The sequence below is a fragment of the Pseudomonas chlororaphis genome, assembly GCF_001921865.1.
GTDB classification, from domain to species: domain Bacteria; phylum Pseudomonadota; class Gammaproteobacteria; order Pseudomonadales; family Pseudomonadaceae; genus Aquipseudomonas; species Aquipseudomonas chlororaphis_D.
Window position 1 is genome coordinate 47,599 of record NZ_MSCT01000012.1, and the last position, 16,974, is coordinate 64,572.

Below are 16,974 nucleotides of genomic sequence, written 5' to 3' on the forward strand. Positions count from 1 at the left end.
GCCTACAGGCAGGCGCCAGTACGCCGCGAGCAAGGCCCGCGGGGTTTTTCCCTGAGGTGAAGTACAAAGATACCGACCGCGCGAGGCTCGATCGCCGCCTCGCGCGGCCAGCCGTCAGGCGATGGTGATATTCGCCCCGTTGAGGCTGTCCAGGCCGACCCCTACCAGGGTCACCGAATCGCCGCCGAAGGTCAGCAAGGTATCGTTGCCCACGGTGCTGGCATGGGCCTGGTAGCTGGCATCGGCGCCGACGCCTTCGACCCCGAGGAACACCAGTTTGTCGCTGCTCTGGTAACCCAGCACGCGGTCCTGGCCGAAAGCGCCGCTGAACAGGAAGGTATTGCTGCCGCCGCCTCCTTGCAGCAGGTCGTTGCCCGCGCCGCCCACCAGCACATCGTTGCCCTTGCCGCCGATCAGGTGGTCGTCGCCGTCCAGGCCGAACAGCCAGTCGCCGCTCGCGTGGGCGGTCAGGGTATTGGCCGCGGCGTCGCCCTTCACCGACGAGGCATACGCGGTCAGGCTGCTGCCCGCCAGCAGGCCCTTGTCGGTGACGCTGTGGGTCACGTCGTTCTTGAACAGGCCCCAGAGGAAACCCGGCTCCTTGCTGGCGATCGCACCAATGTCGCGGGTGATGCTGATGCCGCCGTTGGCATCGCGCACGTACAGGGTGCCGGCGCCGTCGTTGGCGAAGCTGAAGTTCTTCACCGACTGCTGCAGGTCCAGGGTGTTGTTGCCAGCGCCGCCGAGCAGGATGTTGTAGCCGCCGGCGTCGCGGAAGGTGTCGTTGCCGGCGCGGCCTTCCAGGTAGTCGTTGCCCCGGCCGCCCTGGATCAGGTCGTTGCTGTCGGTGCCGATGATGAAGGTGCTGCCCTTGTGGGGCTCGGCGTTGCGGTTGAGGTCCTGGACCCAGGTGCTGGCCCGCGCCGGGTCCGACAGGTTGGCGACGATGATGGTCGAGTCCTTGCTCGTCAGGTCGTAGAACTTCGACTCGAGAATCCGCGTCATGCCGTCGCCGTAGCCGGTGGGCAGGTGGGTGACCCAGGTCGGGATGTTGAGGATGGAGAACGGCAGCAGGTTCCAGGCATCCGAGGCGTAATAGTCGTTGAAGCTGACGATGTTGTTGGTCGCCGAATCCTGCACCGTGTCATGCACGCCGAGGGACGCCAGGTTGAACGCAGAGCCGTCGAGGGCGCGGAACACCGGGTCTTGCTCGTAGCCGACGTTCAGCACCTTGTCCCCCGCGCTCTGGGTCGGCGAGGCGTAGGCAATATAGTTGGAGTCCTGGTAGAAGCCCGACCAGCGATCGCCGCTCAGGTCCGCCAGGCTGTTGACCGCCAGGCCGCCCAGGCTATGGCCGCTGACCAGGATGTCCTTGCCCGTCAGGCCGTTGGCCTGGGCGAAGGCCGCGACATCGGCAAGCAGCGTGCCGAAGGCTTCGCCGGTGTAGTTTTTCGCATAGTCCTTGGGCCCGAATGCCGCCAGCAGGTCGTTGATCACATCGCCGATGGAGTCGCTGATCAGCGATTCGCGAGGTCCGCTGGTGCCGCGAAAGGCGATGCCGATAGAGGTCAGGTGGCCCTGGTCGTCGTACTTGCCGAGGACTTCGGCCTGGGCCGTGGTGTAGCCGGCTTTCTCCCCGTAGTAGGTGCCCCTGAAGTCGGTCTTGCCGTCGTAGCCCAGCTGGGAGGCGCCGATCGGCGTCCAGCCGGCCTTTTGCACCGCGTCCAGCGCGGCCTTTTCCGAGTCGGGGTTCCAGGGCACCCCGGGAATTACCCCTTGCGAACTGCCGCTGCCGATCAGCGCCGTCACCAGCGTGGCCGGCAGGCCCAGGCCGAAACCGTAGTCCTTGTAGCCAGCGGCAAAGCCGTTGTCGAGGTTGTGGTAGGAATACAGCGTGATCGCCAGCGCATCGCTAAACAGCGCCTTGGAATCTTCTGTGCCGAGGTTTTTGTAGTCATACACACCCATGGTATTGCCTCTCTGTTGTTGAACTTGTCCGAGATAGCTCACGCGAACGAAGCGCCTTCCCCTGGCGCCCCGTCCTTAGTGCAATGCCTGTTGTCGCTCCTTATTTATGCAAAGACGATCCCCGCGCCGGAAAGGCTGTCCGCGCCGACGCCGACCAGCTTGACCGCGTAGTCGCCGACGCTGAGCAGGGTGTCCTGGCCGCTCTGCGTCAGGTGCTGGCTGTAGTCGTAGCCCTGCCCCGCGCCCGCCACGCCCATGAACACCAGCTTGTCGCTGCCCTGGTAGCCATGGATGGTGTCGAAGCCGAAGGCACCGCTGAACAGGAAGGTATTGGTCCCGCCGCCGCTGGAGTACATGACGTCGTCGCCGGCGCCGCCGACGAAGGTCACGTCGCTCTTGTCGCTGCGCAGCACGTCGTTGCCGCCGTGCCCGAACAACCAGTCGCCGTTGACGCTGGCCACCAGCGCATTGCCGTAGGCGTCACCGTTGAGCGAATGGTTGTAGTGGGTCAGCTGGTCGCCGGCCAGCAAGCCCTGGTCGGTCACGCTGTGGGTCACGTCGTTCTTGAACAGGCCCCAGAGGAAACCCGGCTCCTTGGTGATGATCGCGCCGATGTCGCGGGTCATGCTGATGCCGCCGTAGGCATCGCGCACGTACAGGGAGCCGTCGCCGTCGTTGACCACGCTGAACGTGCTCAGCGGCTGCTGCAGGTCGAAGACGTTATGCCCCTTGCCGCCGAGCAGGATGTTGTAGCCGCCGCTGTCGCGGAACGTATCGTTGCCGTCGCGGCCTTCGATGAAGTCGTTGCCGCTGCCGCCCTTGAGCAAATCGTTGCCGTCGGTGCCGAAAATGAACGTGCTGCCCTTGTGCGGTTCGGCGTTGCGGTTGAGGTCCTCGACCCAGGTCGAGCCGCGGCTGGACTCGGACAGCGTGGAAACGATCAGGGTCGAGTCCTTGCTCGTCAGGTCGTAGAACGCCGAATCCACCACCCGGTTCAGGCCGGCGGCGTAGCCCTCGGAGCCGTGGGCCTTCCACGACAGCGGGTTGAGGATGCTCTGCGGCAGCAGGTTCTCCAGGGTCGAGGCGTAATGCTCGTTGAAGTTGACGATGTTATTGGTCGCCGACGCCTGGGGCTTGTCGTGGGCCCCCAGGGACGAGGCATTGAACGTGGTGCCGTCGAGCACCCGGAATACCGGATCGTTTTCGTAGCCGATGTTCAGCACGTTGCCCGCCGCGCTCTGGGTCGGCGAGGCGAACGCCACATACTGCGCGTCGGCGTAGAACCCGCCCCAGTTGGCGCCGCTCAGTTCCGCCAGGCTGTTGACCCCCAGGCCGCCCAGGCTGTGGCCGCTGACCAGCACGTCCTGGCCGCTCAGGCCCTGGGCCTTGGCGAACTGGGCGACGCTGGTGAACAGCTTGTCGAAGGCATTCTTGCTGTAGTCCGACGCGTAGCCCGCCGGCCCGACCGCGGCCAGCAGGTTGTTCTTGATGTCGCCCAGGGTGTCGCTGAAGCCCAGGCCGCCGGTGCCGCGAAAGGCGATGCCGACCGATAGCAGCTTGCCGGCCTCGTCATAACGCCCCAGCACTTCAACTTCGGCAGTGGTGAAGCCGTCCTTCTCGCCGAAGAAGGTGCCTTGTGGCCCGACCGTGCCCTGGTAGCCCAGTTGCCCGGCGGAAATCGACTTCCAGCCCGAGGCCAGCGCCTCGCCGGTCGGCGCGTAGGCATATAGGGTCAATGCCAGGGCGTCGGCGTACAACGCCTTGCCCGTTTCGCCCTTGAAGTTGCGGTAATCAAATACACCCATGGGGGTACCTCTCTGTCGTGGTTCTCATGGCCAGTACCGGTCTCAGAACTGCCAGTCCAGGGTCAGGCCGACCCCGTGACTTTTGTCCCGAGAACCCAGCAGGCCGGTGTAGTCCAGGTTTACCCGGGTATCGCGGCCGAGCAGCAGCCCGGCGCGAGCCCCGACCACAGCAGCGTTACGGTCCAGCGCAACGCTCTGTATGTTGAACGAACCGCCGCCCGCAAAAGCCAGGTGCTGCTCGGAATCGGTATCGCTCAAATTGTGTTGCCAGCCCAGGGTGCCGGCCAGTTCCAGCTGCCGTGCCTCGCTCAGGGCGAAGCGTTTGCTCGCACGCAGGCCGAGGGTCGAGAGCACTGCGTCGCGGTTGTCATCGCCGCCGCGCAAGGCCGTGGCCCCGCCCTTTTCGTGGAAGCTGTCGCTGCCCACATGGACATAGGCCAGGTTGGCGAACGGTTCCAGGGCCACCCCCGGCAGCGTCACTTGCCACGCTGCCTCGGTGAACAGTTGCAGGCTCTGGGCGTCGCGCTTGACCTTCTGCCGGTCCGAGAACTCGCCGTATTGCAGGTCGCGCTTCACATCGATGCGGTGCCAGCTGTAGGAACCGCCGACGCTCAGGCGCAGCGCCTCCAACTGATGGCCCAGGTAGGCGCCCAGGTGATAGCTGTCCACCGACGCCTGGGAATGGGTGCCGTCGCCCATGCTCAGGGAGCTGTCGCTGTAACCGGTGAACAGGCCCAGGCGCGTGTCCTCGGCGATCAAGCCGTCGACCCCGGCGAGCAGGCCGCCGATCGAGGTGGTGTAGTTGGCGTTGTCATGGCCGCCGTCGGCCTTGCCCCAGGCACCCAGCACCTTGAACCACACCGTGTTGTCAGCGCTGGCCGGCGCCGACGAATCGAGCAGGCCGTCCTGACGCAGGCGGTCGCCCACCGCATCGCGCAGTTGGCGGCTGTCGTTGATCAGCAGCGTGCCGATGGCCGGATGGATCTCCCCGCTCAGTTGCTGCAAGGCTTGCTGGGCCGTGGCCGCGTCCGCCGACAGCAGCAGGCTTTCGTACACCGGGTTGCCCGCCCCCAGGCGCTCGGCGGCCACCGCCACGGAACGCTGGTTCGGCGTCAGGCCGACGTCGCTGAAAGACGTCGCGTTACGCGCCACCTGCAACTGCACGCCGCTGGCGCTGTAGTCGAGGTTGCCGCCCAGGAACAGGTAGTTCGGCGCGATCGAGGCGAAGCGCCCGTCGATGCCGCCCGCCGCCTGCAGGATGTTGTACTGCCGGCCCAGCAGGCTCTGCGCTTCGCGGGCGCTGAGCAGGGTCGGGCTGTTCTCCAGGGCCAGGGTCACGTTGGCCCCGTCGATGCTGGCCTTGCCGCCGGCGACGATCTGGTCGCTACTGGTCGGCGACAGCTCCACCGCGTAGGTCGAACCCGGTTGCAGGGTCACGTCGCCCGCCACTTGCAGCGTGCCGATGGAGTTGCCCGGTGCCACGGTGCCGCCGCGGTTGGCGGTCAGCGCGGCGATGCGCCCGTTGCCGCCGAGGATGCCGCTGTCGTTGACCGTCACGCTGGAGGCCAGCGAACCGTTGATGGCCAGGCGACCCTGGTTGACCAGGGTCGGGCCGCTGTAGCTGTTGTTGCCGGCGAGCACCAGGGTGCCGATGCCTTGCTTGGTCAGGCCGCCGTGCCCGGAAATGTCGTTGCGCCAGACGTCCAGGCCGCAATGCACGTCGTTGCACAAGCGCTGGGTCGGCTTGCCGGCGTCGACCACCGCGCCGATGCCCGGCAGGTCGGCGACGAACTGCCCGGAACCGTAGGCGCCCTCGATCCGGAACGCCTGGGGAATGTCCGCCTCGGTGATGAACATGCCCGGGCCGTCGATGCCCTTTTGCAAGTTGATCATGCCCCAGCCGTACAGCGCGTCGATGCCCGGGTCGCCCATGTCGGTGGCCGTGGTGCGCAGCACCGTGGCGATCTGCGAACCGCTCATGTAGGGGAAGCGTTCCATCAGCACCGCCGCCGCGCCGGCGACATGGGGCGCGGCCATCGACGTACCGCTCTTGTTGCCCCAGCCGACGGTCATGTCCTGGGCGTTGGTACCGCCGATCACCGCGCTGTAGATCCGCGTGCCCGGCGCCGAGACGCAGAAGCTCGCGGTGTAGCCGCAGCGCGAGGAGAAGGTGCTGAGGGTGTAGGGGTTGGGGCTGGCGGTATCGGGGTTCTTCTGCAAGGCCGCCACGGTCATCCAGTCCGGGGCGATTTCCGGGACGAAATAGGCCAGGCCGGCGATGGCGTCCGGGTTGTTCAGGTTGTAGTCGTTGCCGGCGGCGAAGATGGTCAGCACGCCGCTGCGGGCGGCATCGATCGCTCCGCTGTAGGCGCCGCCCTGGCGGGTGCCCAGCAGCGGCCGGATCTGGTCGAACTGCAACTGCGCGTCCTGCACCGTGAAATGCGGGAAGGCCGGATCGCGGCCGCCCTGGTCGAAGCGGTCGGTGATGCCGATGCCCCAACTGTTATTGATGATCCGCGCGCCGCTGTTGACCAGGGCGTCCCAGCCGGCCCGGTAGACCGCGCCGTCGTTGCCGAGAATGATCCCGTCTTCCGGGCCCGGGTCGCCGTTGTCGGCGCTGATGATCTGCGCGCCGTAGGCCACGCCGTGCATCGGCCCGCCGTCGCGGCTGCCGGCGGCGATACCGCCGACGTGGGTGCCGTGGGAGCCGAGCTTGCCGTCGGAGCCCACCGAGGGCGAGCCGTCGTAACGAAAGGCATCGCCGGCCTTCACCGGGATGTAGGGGTCGGTGTACTCGCGGATGCCGCTGGTGACCAGGGTGATCACCTTGTCGCTGCCGCTGAATTCCGGGTGCGGGGCGTACACCGGCTGATCGAAGATCCCCAGTTTCACGCCCTTGCCGCTGTAACCGGCGGCATAGGCCTGTTCGGCATGGATCGCCCCCAGGCCCCACTCGGCGTTGAACTCGGCGCTGCGCCAGCTGCCGGGGTCGCCCGGCTGGCCGTTTTCCACATACGGCGCGGCCTGGGCGCTGCCCGCCACGGCCAGGCCACAGATCAAGGCGCCGCAAGACACGCGCACCAGGCTATGGGCTGCCGGAGCAGCCCCCGTAAAGCTGTATTTCATCCGTACCGTCCTTAGTTGTCGTGCTGAAAGCCGCGCGCCTCGATGCGGTGCGCGTAGTGGTATCGATCGGCCGGCCCGCTTGTGGCGAACCGCGCCGTGCCGATAGGTGCAGGCCGGGCGACGCGACCTTGCGTCGCCGCGGCGGTATCAGGCTCAGAACTGCCAGTTGAGGCTCAGCCCTGCCCCGTGGTTCTTCTCGCGGCTGGCCAGCTGGCCGGCGTAATCCAGGCTCAGGCGCAGGTCGCGGCTCAGGGCCAGGCTGGCCCGGGCGCCAACCAGCGCGGTGTTGCGCGCCAGCGACGTGCTTTCGACGCTGAACGGCGTGCCGCCGGCGGCAAAGGCCAGGTGTTCTTCGGCGCGGGTCGCGCTGAGGTTGTGCTGCCAGCCCAGGGAGCCGGACAGCTCCAGATCGGTCGCCGCGGACAGCTCCAGGCGCTTCGCGGCCCGCAGGCCCAGGGTGCTGAGCAGCGCTTCGCGGTTGTCGCTGCCGCCCTCGAGCGCGGCGGCATCGCCCTTCTCGCTGAAACGGTCGCGGTGCAGGTGCACGTAGGCCAGGTTGGCGAAAGGCTCCAGGGCCAGCGCCGGCAGCTCCAGGCGATAGGCCGCCTCGCCGAAGACCTGGCTGGTGCGCGCATCGACCTTGGCTTTCTGCTTGCCGACGACCTCGGCGTATTGCAGGTCGCGCTTGACGTCGGCGCGATGCCAGCTCTGCGCCGCGCCCGCGCTCAGGCGCCAGGCGCCCATCTGGTGGCCCAGGTAGGTGCCCAGGTGATAACTGTCCACCGAGGCCTTGGAATGGGTGCCGCCGCCCATGCTCAGGGAACTGTCGCTGTAGCCGGTGAAGGCGCCCAGGCGCGTGCTGTCGTCGAGGGCGCCGTCGACGCCCAGCAGCAAGCCGCCGATGGAGGTGTTGTAGGCCTCGGTGTCGTGCGCGCCGTCGTTCTTGCCCCAGGCGCCCAGGACCTTGAGCCAGGCATTGCCGTCGCCCTCCACGGCCGCCTGCGTCCGCTCGCCGACTGCGTCGCGCAGTTGCCGGCTGTCGTTGAGCAGCATCGAGTCCAGTGCCGGGTAGACCTCGCCGGACAACTGCTGGAAGCCCTGCTGTGCCACCGCGGCGTCGGGCGCGCGCAACAGGCTTTCATACACTGGGTTGCCCGCCCCCAGTTGCTCGGCGGCGGCCGCCACGGCGCGCTGGTTCGGGGTCAGGCCGACGCTGGCGAACGAGGTGGCGTTGCGGCCGATGCTCAACTGCACGGCGTTGGCCGAATAGTCGAGGCTGCCGCCGAGGAACAGGTAATTGGGCTGCACCGAACCGAAGCGCCCGTCGATGCCGTTGCCTGCCTGGAGGATCGAGTACTGGCGGCCGATCAGGCTTTGGGTCTGCTCGAGGCTGAGCAACTGCGGGCTGTTCTCCAGGGCCAGGGTGACCCCGGCGCCGTTGAGCGTGGCCTTGCCGCCGGCGACGATGCGGTCGCTGCTGGTGGGCGACAGCTCCACCGCGTAGGTCGAGCCCGGCTGCAAGGTCACATCCCCCGCCACCTGCAAGGTGCCGATGGAGTTGCCCGGGGCCACGGTAGCGCCGCGGTTGGCCAGCAGCGCGCCGACCTGCCCGGAACCGCCGAGAGTGCCGCCGGCATTGACCGTGACGCCGGACGCCAGCGAACCGTTGACCGTCAGCAGGCCGCCGTTGACCGTGGTCGCCCCGCGATAGCTGTTGTTGCCGCTGAGCACCAGCTGGCCGGCGCCGGACTTGACCAGGCTACCTTGATAGACCCGCTGCGCCGCGGCCGCATCGCGGGCCATGCCGACCGCGTAGTCGGTCTGGTCCTGCTGGCTGGCGCCGGCGCCCAGGCCGTTTTCCCAGCCGCGGTCCTTCAGCGTCTGTTGCCAGGCCGTGTGCTCGGCGGCGTCCTCGCCCTGGCGTTGCAGCAGCGCCTTGTCGGAAATGTCATTGCTCCAGACGTCGCGCTGCCCGCTGCCGAGGTTGGCGTCGAAGGTTCCCAATAACTGCCCCGGACCGTTCAGCGCCCGCTGCAGGTTGGGCACGCCCCAGCCGACCAGGCCAGTCGGCGCGTCGGTGATCGAGCCGTCCAGCTGGGTCGCCGTGGTCAGCAGCACCTCCAGGGCCTGCTGGTTGCTCATGTAGGGGTAACGCTCCATCACCAGGGCCAGGGCGCCGGTGGCATGGGGCGCGGCCATCGAGGTGCCGGACTTGGTGGCGTAGCCGCCGCCGGGCACGGTGCTGGAAATCAGCCGCCCCGGCGCGGCCACGCACCAGTACTTGGCAGCGCCGCACTGGTTGTAGCGCTGCTGGTTGTTGGCATCCAGGCCGGACACCGCCAGCCAGTGGCCTTCCAGGTCCGGCTGGAAGTACGGCAACGCGGCGCGCACGCTGGCGTTGGCGTAGCCGCTGTTGCCGGCGCTGAACACATTGATCACGCCCTGGCGCGAGATATCGGCGGCCGCGTCCAGCCAGGTGCCCTGCCCGTAATGCTGGGCATAGGCGGCGTGCAGGTCGCCCAGGGTCTGGTAGCTGACGCCGGGCGGCTGGCTGCCCCAACTGTTGTTGATGGCGCGCACCCCGGCATCGGCCAGGGCGCCGTACACCGCCTTGAAGTAACGCGGGTCCGGGGTCGGGCCGAACAGGAAGCTGTCGTTGTTGTTGGTGTTGCCGACGTAGACCTGGGCATTGAACGCCACGCCGTGCATGCCGACGCCGTCGCGGGCCGCACCCATGGTGCCGGTGACGTGGGTGCCGTGGCTGTCGTTATTGCCGTTGAGCACCCCGGAGACGCTGAACAGCGTGCCGTCGACATAGCTACCGCTGGCCGTGACCGGGTGGAAGCGCCCGGGCGAGGCCTCGGGGTGGCTGGCGTCGAAACCGGAGTCCAGGGCACCGATCTTCACCCCGCTGCCGGTGATCCCGGCGGCGTAGGCGGCACTCGCGCCCATGCGTTCCAGGCCCCAGTCCTGGTTGTATTCGGCCGACCGCCAGCTGGCCGGCACGCCCGGCTGGCCGCTTTCCTGGTACTGCGCCTGCGCCGCGCCGGGCAACGCCCCGGCCAACACAATGGCGCGCGCGAGCAACGAACGGCGACTCAGCGCCTTGGGCTGATAAAAGCATCTATCCATGTGATGACTTCTCGTTTTTTGTTTTTGTCGAAAATGTCAGGACGGGCCGTCCGCGGCCGCCTTGGTCGTTCAGTTCATGAGCCGGGCCTGAAGGCTTCGTCGACTCTCGCCAGGTCGTCTTCGCGCAGGGTGCCTGCGTAGTAGTGCAACTTGGTCCAGGCCATCAGGTAGTCGTAGCGGGCCTGTGCCAGGTCGCGGCGGGTGGTGTACAGCTGCTGCTCGGCGTTCAGCGCGTCGAGGTTGACCCGTTCGCCGCCGAGGATGCTTTGCTTGGTGGAGATCACCAGCGCCTCGGCCGAGGTCAGCGCCTTTTGATAGGCGCGCAGCTTGCTGACCCCGGACAGGCAGGCGCTGAACTGGCGCCGCAGCTCGATCAGGGTGGTGCGGGTCTGCGAGTCCAGCTCGTATTCGGCTTGTTCCATGGTCCGGCTGGCCTGGCGGGTGGCCGCCGAAACCCCGCCGCCGGCGTACAGCGGCACGCTGACTTCGATGCCGATGGTGTTGGTGTCGTAGCGCTGGTTGTAGGTGTTGCCGCTTTCCGACTCGACCTTGCGCGAGGTGGCATAGGCACTGAGCCGCGGCAGGTGGCCGGCGCGGTTGCGCTCGACTTCGTAACGCGCCACTTCCACGGCCTGGCGCTGCGAGGCCAGGTTCGGGTTGTTGCTGATCGCCAGTTCATGCCAGGCGTCGTAGTTGGCCGGCGCCAGGGTGAACAGCTCGAAGTGCTGGCTCAGGGGCTCGAGGTCGCGGATGTCCACGCTGCGTTCGCCGATCAAGGCGCCCAGCTCGCGCAATGCCGCGTCCTGCTCGTCGCGGGCCTCGATCTCTTCGGCGGTGGCCAGCTCGTAGCGCGACTCGGCTTCGAGAATGTCGGTGCGGGTGCCCTCGCCCTGGCGGAACATGTGCTCGTTCTGCTGGAACTGCTGCTCGAAGGCTTTCTTCTTGGCCTGGGCGATGTCGATCTGGTCCTGGGCGAACAGCGCCTGGGTGTAGTAGCTCAGCACCCGCACCAGCAGTTCCTGGCTCTTGCCGCGAAAGTTCTCGTCGGCGAACAGCGCCTGGGCCACGCCCTTGCGGTAGGAGGCATAGGCCTCGTAGTCGATCAGCGGCTGTTGCAGGGTGAAGGTCGAACCGTAGCTGTCGTAGTCGCGGTTTTCGCGCTGGGTGCCGGTGCGGGTATCAAGGTAGGTGACCTTGGATTTGTTATGGCCCTTGTTGTAGCTGTAGCCGAGCTTGGGCAGCAGGCCGGCGCGGCCGATGATGCGGTTCTCGAGGCCGGCGTCGCGCTCCTTGATCGCGCCGAGAAACACCGGGTCGTTGCGCAATGCCTGTTCGTAGACCTGGAACGGTCCCATGGCCGCCTGGGCGCTGGCGCACGCCAGCAAGGCGAGCGTGGCTCCGAAGATGGAAAACTGACTCATGCGACGGAACATCCTTATTCTTCGGTCAATGCGGAACCCGCCCGGTCGAGCAGGGGTTTGAACAGATAGTTGAGCAGCGAGCGCTCGCCGGTGCGGACGAACATTTCCGCCGGCATGCCGGGCTTGATCACCAGGCCGTTGAGCTTTTCCATGGCCTGGTCGCTGACGCTGCTGCGCAGCACGTAGTACGGCACGCCGGTCTTTTCATCGACCATCTGGTCGGCGGAAATCAGGCTGACTTCGCCGGCCACCCGCGGCGTGCGGCTCTGGTTGAAGGCGGTGAAAAGGATGTCCACCGGCAGGTGGCTGCCGACCTTGTCGATCAGGTTCACCGGCAGGTGGCCCTCGACTTCCAGGCGGGTGCCCTGGGGCACGATCTCCAGCAGGTTCTCCCCCGGACGAACCACGGCGCCCTCGGTATGCACCCCGAGGTTGACCGCGATGCCGTCGGCGGGTGCGAGGATCTCGCTGTGCTGCAGGTCGAAACCGGCCGAGGTCAGCTGTTGTTCCAGGGTCAGGCTTTTCAGCTGGGCCTCGGCCAACTGGCTGCGCACTTCCTTCTGGTACTCCTCGCCGTGCTGCTGCAACTTGAGCTTCGACTCGAGGATGCCCTGCTCCACCCGCCCGCTTTCACCGGTGTTCTGCGCCTGCTCCTGCTGCACCTGGGACAGCTGGCGCTGGTATTCCATCAGCCGGTTGCGCGGAATGTAGCCGTTGTCCGCCAGGGGTTGCAGATTGGCCAGTTGCTGGCGCAGCGACTCGGCCTGGTTGTTCAGGTCGGTGCGCGCGCGGCGCATCCCGGCCAGTTGCGCCGTGGCGCCGTCGATGCTGGCGCGGATCCCGGCCTGCTCGCGGGCGAAGGCTTCGCGGCGGCTGCTGAACAGCTGCCGCTGGCCTTCCAGCACCAGGGCCAGGCGCGGATCGGGATCGGCGCTCAAGGCCGCGGGAAACGTCACCTGCTTGAGGTTGTCGCGCTCGCTCTGCCAGCGCGCGAGGCTGGCCCAGGCCATGCGGTACTGGGCCTGCAACGATTGCACATCGGCCTCGACCTGGGTCTGGTCGAGGCGGAACAACGGTTGCCCCTGCTTCACCGCCTCGCCTTCGCGCACCAGGATCCGGCTGACCACCCCGCCGCTCATCGACTGCACGGCCTTGCGCTTGCCCGAGACCACCACCGTGCCCTGCACGGGAATGCCCTGGTCCAGCGGCGCCAGGGCCGCCCAGGCAAAGAAACTGCCGGCGCCGGCCAGCGCCAGCACCCAGCCCATGCGCGCGAAAAACCGCGCGTCGCGCTCGGGACGCTCCGGCGCATAACCTTGTTCGATCATCATTTCGCTGTCCTTGCTCATGCGCCTGGATTCCGTGTCGGGGCCTGGTACTGGCGGCTCATGCTCAAGCCGGCTGGGGCCTTGTCCCGCGGCTGCTGTTCCTGGGCTTGCGCCTGGGGCTGGGCTTGGGCTTGAGCCTGGCCCGACAGTGCCTTGAGCACTTCCTGGCTCGGCCCGAAGGCTTGCAGGCGCCCTTCGTTCAACACCAGCAGCTTGTCGGCCTGGGCCAGCGCGGACGAACGATGGGTCACCAGCACCACGCTGGTGCCCTGGGCCTTCATCTGCGCGATGGCCGAGGCCAGGGCGCTTTCGCCCACGGTATCGAGGTTGGAATTGGGTTCGTCGAGCACCACCAGGCTGGGCTGGCCGTACAGCGCCCGCGCCAGGGCCACCCGTTGTTTCTGGCCGCCGGACAAGCCGCTGCCGTCGTCGCCCAGCTGGGTGTCGTAGCCCTGGGGCAGGCGCAGGATCAGTTCGTGCACCCCGGCCTGTTGCGCGGCCTGCACGACTTTTTGCGGGTCGGCGTCCTGAAATCGCGCAATGTTTTCAGCAATGCTCCCGGAAAACAGCTCGATGTCCTGGGGCAGGTAACCGATGTAAGGGCCCAGTTCGTTGCGGTTCCAGCGATGGATATCGGCGCCGTCCAGGCGTACCGTGCCGGCCAGGGTCGGCCACACGCCCACCAGCACCCGAGCCAGGGTCGACTTGCCGGAGCCGGAAGCGCCCAGCACGCCCAGCACCTCCCCCGCGCCCAGGTTGAAGCTGACCTGTTGCAAGGTCGCCAGGCGCTTGCCCGGCGGCCCGGCGCTGACCTGCTCGAAGCCCACCTGGCCCTTGGGCGCCGGCAGCGACATCGCCGTGTCGCTCGGCGGGAAGGCCTGCAACAGCGAATCCAGGCGTTGGTAGGCCAGCTTGGCCGAGCTCCACTGCTTCCAGACCGCGATCAATTGGTCGATCGGGCTCAGCACCCGGCCCATCAGGATCGACCCGGCGATCATCATGCCGGCGGTCATGTCGCCCTTGATCACCAGCAACGCCCCCAGGCCCAGCACCAGCGATTGCAGGCACAGGCGCAGGGTCTTGCTCAACGAGCTGATGACCGCGCCGGTGTCGCTGGCCTGGTTCTGCAGGCCGAGAAACCGCGAGTGCACCTCGAACCAGCGCTTGCGCAGCGCGCCGAGCATGCCCATGGCCTGGATGGTTTCGGCATTGTGCAGGTGGCTGGTGGCCAGTTGCGTGGACTTCTGCGAGTAGCCGCTGGCTTCGCCCAGGGGCTTCTTGGTCATGGCTTCGTTGAGGAACGCCAGGGCGATCAGCAACACCGCGCCCACCGTGGCGAACACCCCTAGCCAGGTATTGAACAGAAAGATCACGAACAGGTAGATGGGAAACCACGGCGCGTCGAAGAAGGCGAACAGCGCAGGCCCGGTGACGAACTGGCGGATGTGGGTCAGGTCGCCCAGGGATTGCCCGGCATGCCCTTCGCCGCGCAGCAGGTTGCGCTCGAACGCCGCCTGGTAGACCCGCAGGTTGAAACGGCGCTCCAACTGGCTGCCGATGCGGATGACGATGAAGCTGCGCACCACCTCCAGCAGGCCGATGAAGGCAAAGAACCCGACCACCATCAGCGACAGCATCGCCAGGGTGGTTTCGTTCTGTGAGGAAAGGACCCGGTCGTAGACCTGGAGCATGTAGATCGAGGGGACCAGCATCAGCACGTTGATCAGGGCGGTGAAACACCCGACGCTGATCAGAATGCCTTTGTAATCGCCCAATGCCTTGAACAGCGGTGCAGTGGTCTTCGCCATCTTCATTGGTCTTTCCTGAGCTGAATATCCCGTGCCAGGGGCGCAGGACAAATAAACCGCCCGTAATTGAGTCGGGACATTATTGGATTATTGAGGCGTGCAGGCGAAAGAACTCTACCGCCAGACGATAAGGAGTTCTAGTTATTTAGTTATTGTAAAGAAACGTAAAGGCATAACGTATATGGCACTTGCCTTATACGTTTATCCATACAGATACATTCAAAGATGCATACAGCGGCGATTAATCAGGGTTTGCGCTGCAATATAATCGTCGTACCCGATTTCAAAGTGCCTTGATATAAACCTTCTTTCTGACGACTTAGAAAGATGATCTTCGAGCCCTCTTTGCCCGTCACGGCAATACCGTCCGGTTCAGGGAACCAACCGACGGCCGCATCCCCCAGCCAGCCCGAAAGGCATTCGGCGCCAGCGCCCAGGGTGCCGTTCTGCTCCAGGTCCAGGACGCACTGGCTGGCCGGTTGCGCCGGCTGCGACAGTTGCCAGTGCCCGGCCAGTTCCGCGGGGTCCGCCAATCTCAGGCTGCTTGCCATGCTTGTTTCTCCATAAAACATCATCAACGTCGCGATCAGGTACGCGCCGGCCTTAGCGATCAAGGCAGTTCGAATCATAGGGGGTCGCTCCGGGCCGCAGTCTCAGGCCATTCGCCAGTCCATGCAAGGTCGGAGGGCGCCGCCTGGCGCCGCCCTCCTGCCTTTTACGCATGCCTAGCTTACAGGCTTGTTCAAGCCACGATGTCGGTAGAGAGCGCCTGGCCAACGGTGCTGACCAGGAAGTCCGCTACGCCGTGCCCGGAGAAGTCCACCGACAGGGTGCTGTTGCCTGCCGAGGTGCTGAGGATCGCGTCGCCGGCGTTGCCGGTGAACGCGTTCACGAAGTGCAGCCCCGCGCCCTTGGTGATGCCGGTCAGGTCGATCTTGTCCAGGCCGCTGACGAAGTCGAGGATCTGGTCGGCCGCACCCGGGGTGGAGTCGGAGCTGGCAGCAAAGACGAAGGTGTCGGCACCCGCGCCGCCCCAGAGTTTGTCCGCCCCGCCGGCGCCGTAGAGGATGTCGTTGCCGGCACCGCCCTTGAGCTCGTTGGCCACGTTGTTGCCGATCAGCAGGTCGTTGCCCGAACCGCCGATGGCGTTCTCGATGGTGGCGCCCTTGGCGATGGACACGTTGCCCACCAGGCCGCCAACGTCGGAGAACGAGGCCTCATTGAGGTTGATCTTCTGGTTTTGGGTAAAACCGGAGAAGTCCAGGGTGTCCTTGCCGCCGGCATCCCAGACCGAGAACACCAGCTTGTCCGCCGACGAGGTGGCGCTGAGGAAATCGCGACCTGTGTTGGAGTTGAAGCCGTAGGTGGTGTCGCCGGTACGGATGCTGGTGTTGGCCCCGTAGAGTTTCTGGATCGCCGCGATATCGTCCATCAGCGGGCCGGACGAATAGGCTTCGACGCCGGCCTTGCTGAAGTTCTGGTTGGTATTGCTTTCGCTCCAGTAGCTCATGACGCTGTAACCGCGCGTGTCCTGTCCATAGGTCGCGTCGTTATAGGTCGGGTTGCCGTTCCCGGCGTTGTAGTCGCCAGGGTGGGCCAGGCCCAGGGAGTGCCCGATCTCGTGGGTCAGCGTCTGCCGGCCGTAGTTGTTCAGGTCGGGGTTCTTGTTCGCGGTGTAACCGCTGTTGATCAGGTACCAGGAAGTACCGTCGTAGCCGGCACCGGTGCCCGGCAGGTAGGCGAACGCCGCCGCGCCGTCCTGGCCGCTGCTGTAGTTGCCGAAGGTCAGGTGGCCGTCACCGCCGGAAGCCTTTTCGGTGAAGGTGACATTGGCCACGTCGGCCCAGGATTGCATGGCCAGCGCGGCCTGGGCTTTCTGCTGGGCGCTGAACTGGCTGAACCCGGAGATGCCATGTTTGTACATGGTGCTCGAGGATGCCGAGGTGAGGAAGGTATAGGTCAGTTCGATCTTGCCGTTGCCGTTGAGGTCTTGATAAGCGGCACCGTCGCGCAGCAGCTGGGTGGCTGCCTGATCGACCGAGTAGGAGGGTTTGCCATTGACCGTCAGGTTGCCGCCGCGGTCATACTGATGGCTGAAGCTATTGATCTGGTTATACGCAGAACTTGCCGCAGCCAAAGGCACCAGCTGCTGTTCGGCGGCGACAATAGCGTTCTCTTTTACTTTCGACATAAACACACTTCCTTGTAATCAATGGAACAGTTTTTGTCCGATAGCGACAATCCCTGGCGAGATCGTCCTATCACTCGCCCCGTTTTGGGCGTAAGCAACCTGACACAATTCGAAATCAGGCGTCCACTACTTTTTCGACGCCTGATTCCACTGTTCCAGCAAACTCCCGAAAACAATGACCGACAAGTCTAAATA

9 protein-coding genes are annotated in these 16,974 nt (G+C 65.9%); all 9 read right to left on the reverse strand.

Annotation, left to right across the window (positions count from 1 at the left end):
• Positions 1–114 precede the first annotated feature (114 nt).
• The 9 genes from BTN82_RS15695 to BTN82_RS15735 all read right to left on the reverse strand — a co-directional run bounded on the left by BTN82_RS15695 (position 115) and on the right by BTN82_RS15735 (position 16,779).
• Positions 115–1,968, reverse strand: coding sequence for a polyurethanase (locus BTN82_RS15695; protein WP_075120046.1), 1,854 nt, complete (start codon positions 1,966–1,968; stop codon positions 115–117).
• A 104-nt stretch (positions 1,969–2,072) separates the two neighbouring features.
• Positions 2,073–3,773 carry a polyurethanase gene (locus BTN82_RS15700; protein ID WP_075120047.1) on the reverse strand — a complete coding sequence of 567 codons (1,701 nt, stop codon included), beginning with the start codon at positions 3,771–3,773 and terminating at the stop codon, positions 2,073–2,075.
• 42 nt (positions 3,774–3,815) lie between these two features.
• The gene (locus BTN82_RS15705) at positions 3,816–6,899 is read right to left on the reverse strand and encodes an autotransporter serine protease (protein WP_075120048.1); all 3,084 of its coding nucleotides are present in this window, start codon (positions 6,897–6,899) and stop codon (positions 3,816–3,818) included.
• A 153-nt stretch (positions 6,900–7,052) separates the two neighbouring features.
• Entirely contained in the window at positions 7,053–10,031 is a 2,979-nt protein-coding gene (locus BTN82_RS15710) for an autotransporter serine protease (protein WP_075120049.1), read from the reverse strand.
• A gap of 74 nt (positions 10,032–10,105) precedes the next feature.
• The gene (locus BTN82_RS15715; RefSeq protein ID WP_075120050.1) at positions 10,106–11,464 is read right to left on the reverse strand and encodes a TolC family outer membrane protein; all 1,359 of its coding nucleotides are present in this window, start codon (positions 11,462–11,464) and stop codon (positions 10,106–10,108) included.
• A 2-nt stretch (positions 11,465–11,466) separates the two neighbouring features.
• Positions 11,467–12,783 carry an HlyD family type I secretion periplasmic adaptor subunit gene (locus BTN82_RS15720; RefSeq protein ID WP_410002815.1) on the reverse strand — a complete coding sequence of 439 codons (1,317 nt, stop codon included), beginning with the start codon at positions 12,781–12,783 and terminating at the stop codon, positions 11,467–11,469.
• A 14-nt stretch (positions 12,784–12,797) separates the two neighbouring features.
• A complete protein-coding gene (locus BTN82_RS15725) occupies positions 12,798–14,594 on the reverse strand; it encodes a type I secretion system permease/ATPase (protein WP_075120052.1) in 1,797 nt (598 codons plus the stop codon).
• Between the two features lie 239 nt (positions 14,595–14,833).
• Positions 14,834–15,217 (reverse strand): AprI/Inh family metalloprotease inhibitor, encoded by a 384-nt coding sequence (locus tag BTN82_RS15730; protein ID WP_075120053.1) that lies wholly within the window; start codon positions 15,215–15,217, stop codon positions 14,834–14,836.
• A 113-nt stretch (positions 15,218–15,330) separates the two neighbouring features.
• On the reverse strand, positions 15,331–16,779 hold the full coding sequence (locus tag BTN82_RS15735) for a serralysin family metalloprotease (RefSeq protein ID WP_075120054.1): 1,449 nt from the start codon (positions 16,777–16,779) through the stop codon (positions 15,331–15,333).
• Between the last annotated feature and the right edge of the window lie 195 nt (positions 16,780–16,974).

Coding starts and splice junctions, on each gene's coding strand:
- BTN82_RS15695 (WP_075120046.1), bottom strand. CDS start 1,968: ATGGGTGTGTATGACTACAAAAACCTCGGCACAGAAGATTCCAAGGCG.
- BTN82_RS15700 (WP_075120047.1), bottom strand. CDS start 3,773: ATGGGTGTATTTGATTACCGCAACTTCAAGGGCGAAACGGGCAAGGCG.
- BTN82_RS15715 (WP_075120050.1), bottom strand. CDS start 11,464: ATGTTCCGTCGCATGAGTCAGTTTTCCATCTTCGGAGCCACGCTCGCC.
- BTN82_RS15735 (WP_075120054.1), bottom strand. CDS start 16,779: ATGTCGAAAGTAAAAGAGAACGCTATTGTCGCCGCCGAACAGCAGCTG.
- BTN82_RS15725 (WP_075120052.1), bottom strand. CDS start 14,594: ATGAAGATGGCGAAGACCACTGCACCGCTGTTCAAGGCATTGGGCGAT.
- BTN82_RS15730 (WP_075120053.1), bottom strand. CDS start 15,217: ATGATTCGAACTGCCTTGATCGCTAAGGCCGGCGCGTACCTGATCGCG.
- BTN82_RS15710 (WP_075120049.1), bottom strand. CDS start 10,031: ATGGATAGATGCTTTTATCAGCCCAAGGCGCTGAGTCGCCGTTCGTTG.
- BTN82_RS15705 (WP_075120048.1), bottom strand. CDS start 6,899: ATGAAATACAGCTTTACGGGGGCTGCTCCGGCAGCCCATAGCCTGGTG.
- BTN82_RS15720 (WP_410002815.1), bottom strand. CDS start 12,783: ATGATGATCGAACAAGGTTATGCGCCGGAGCGTCCCGAGCGCGACGCG.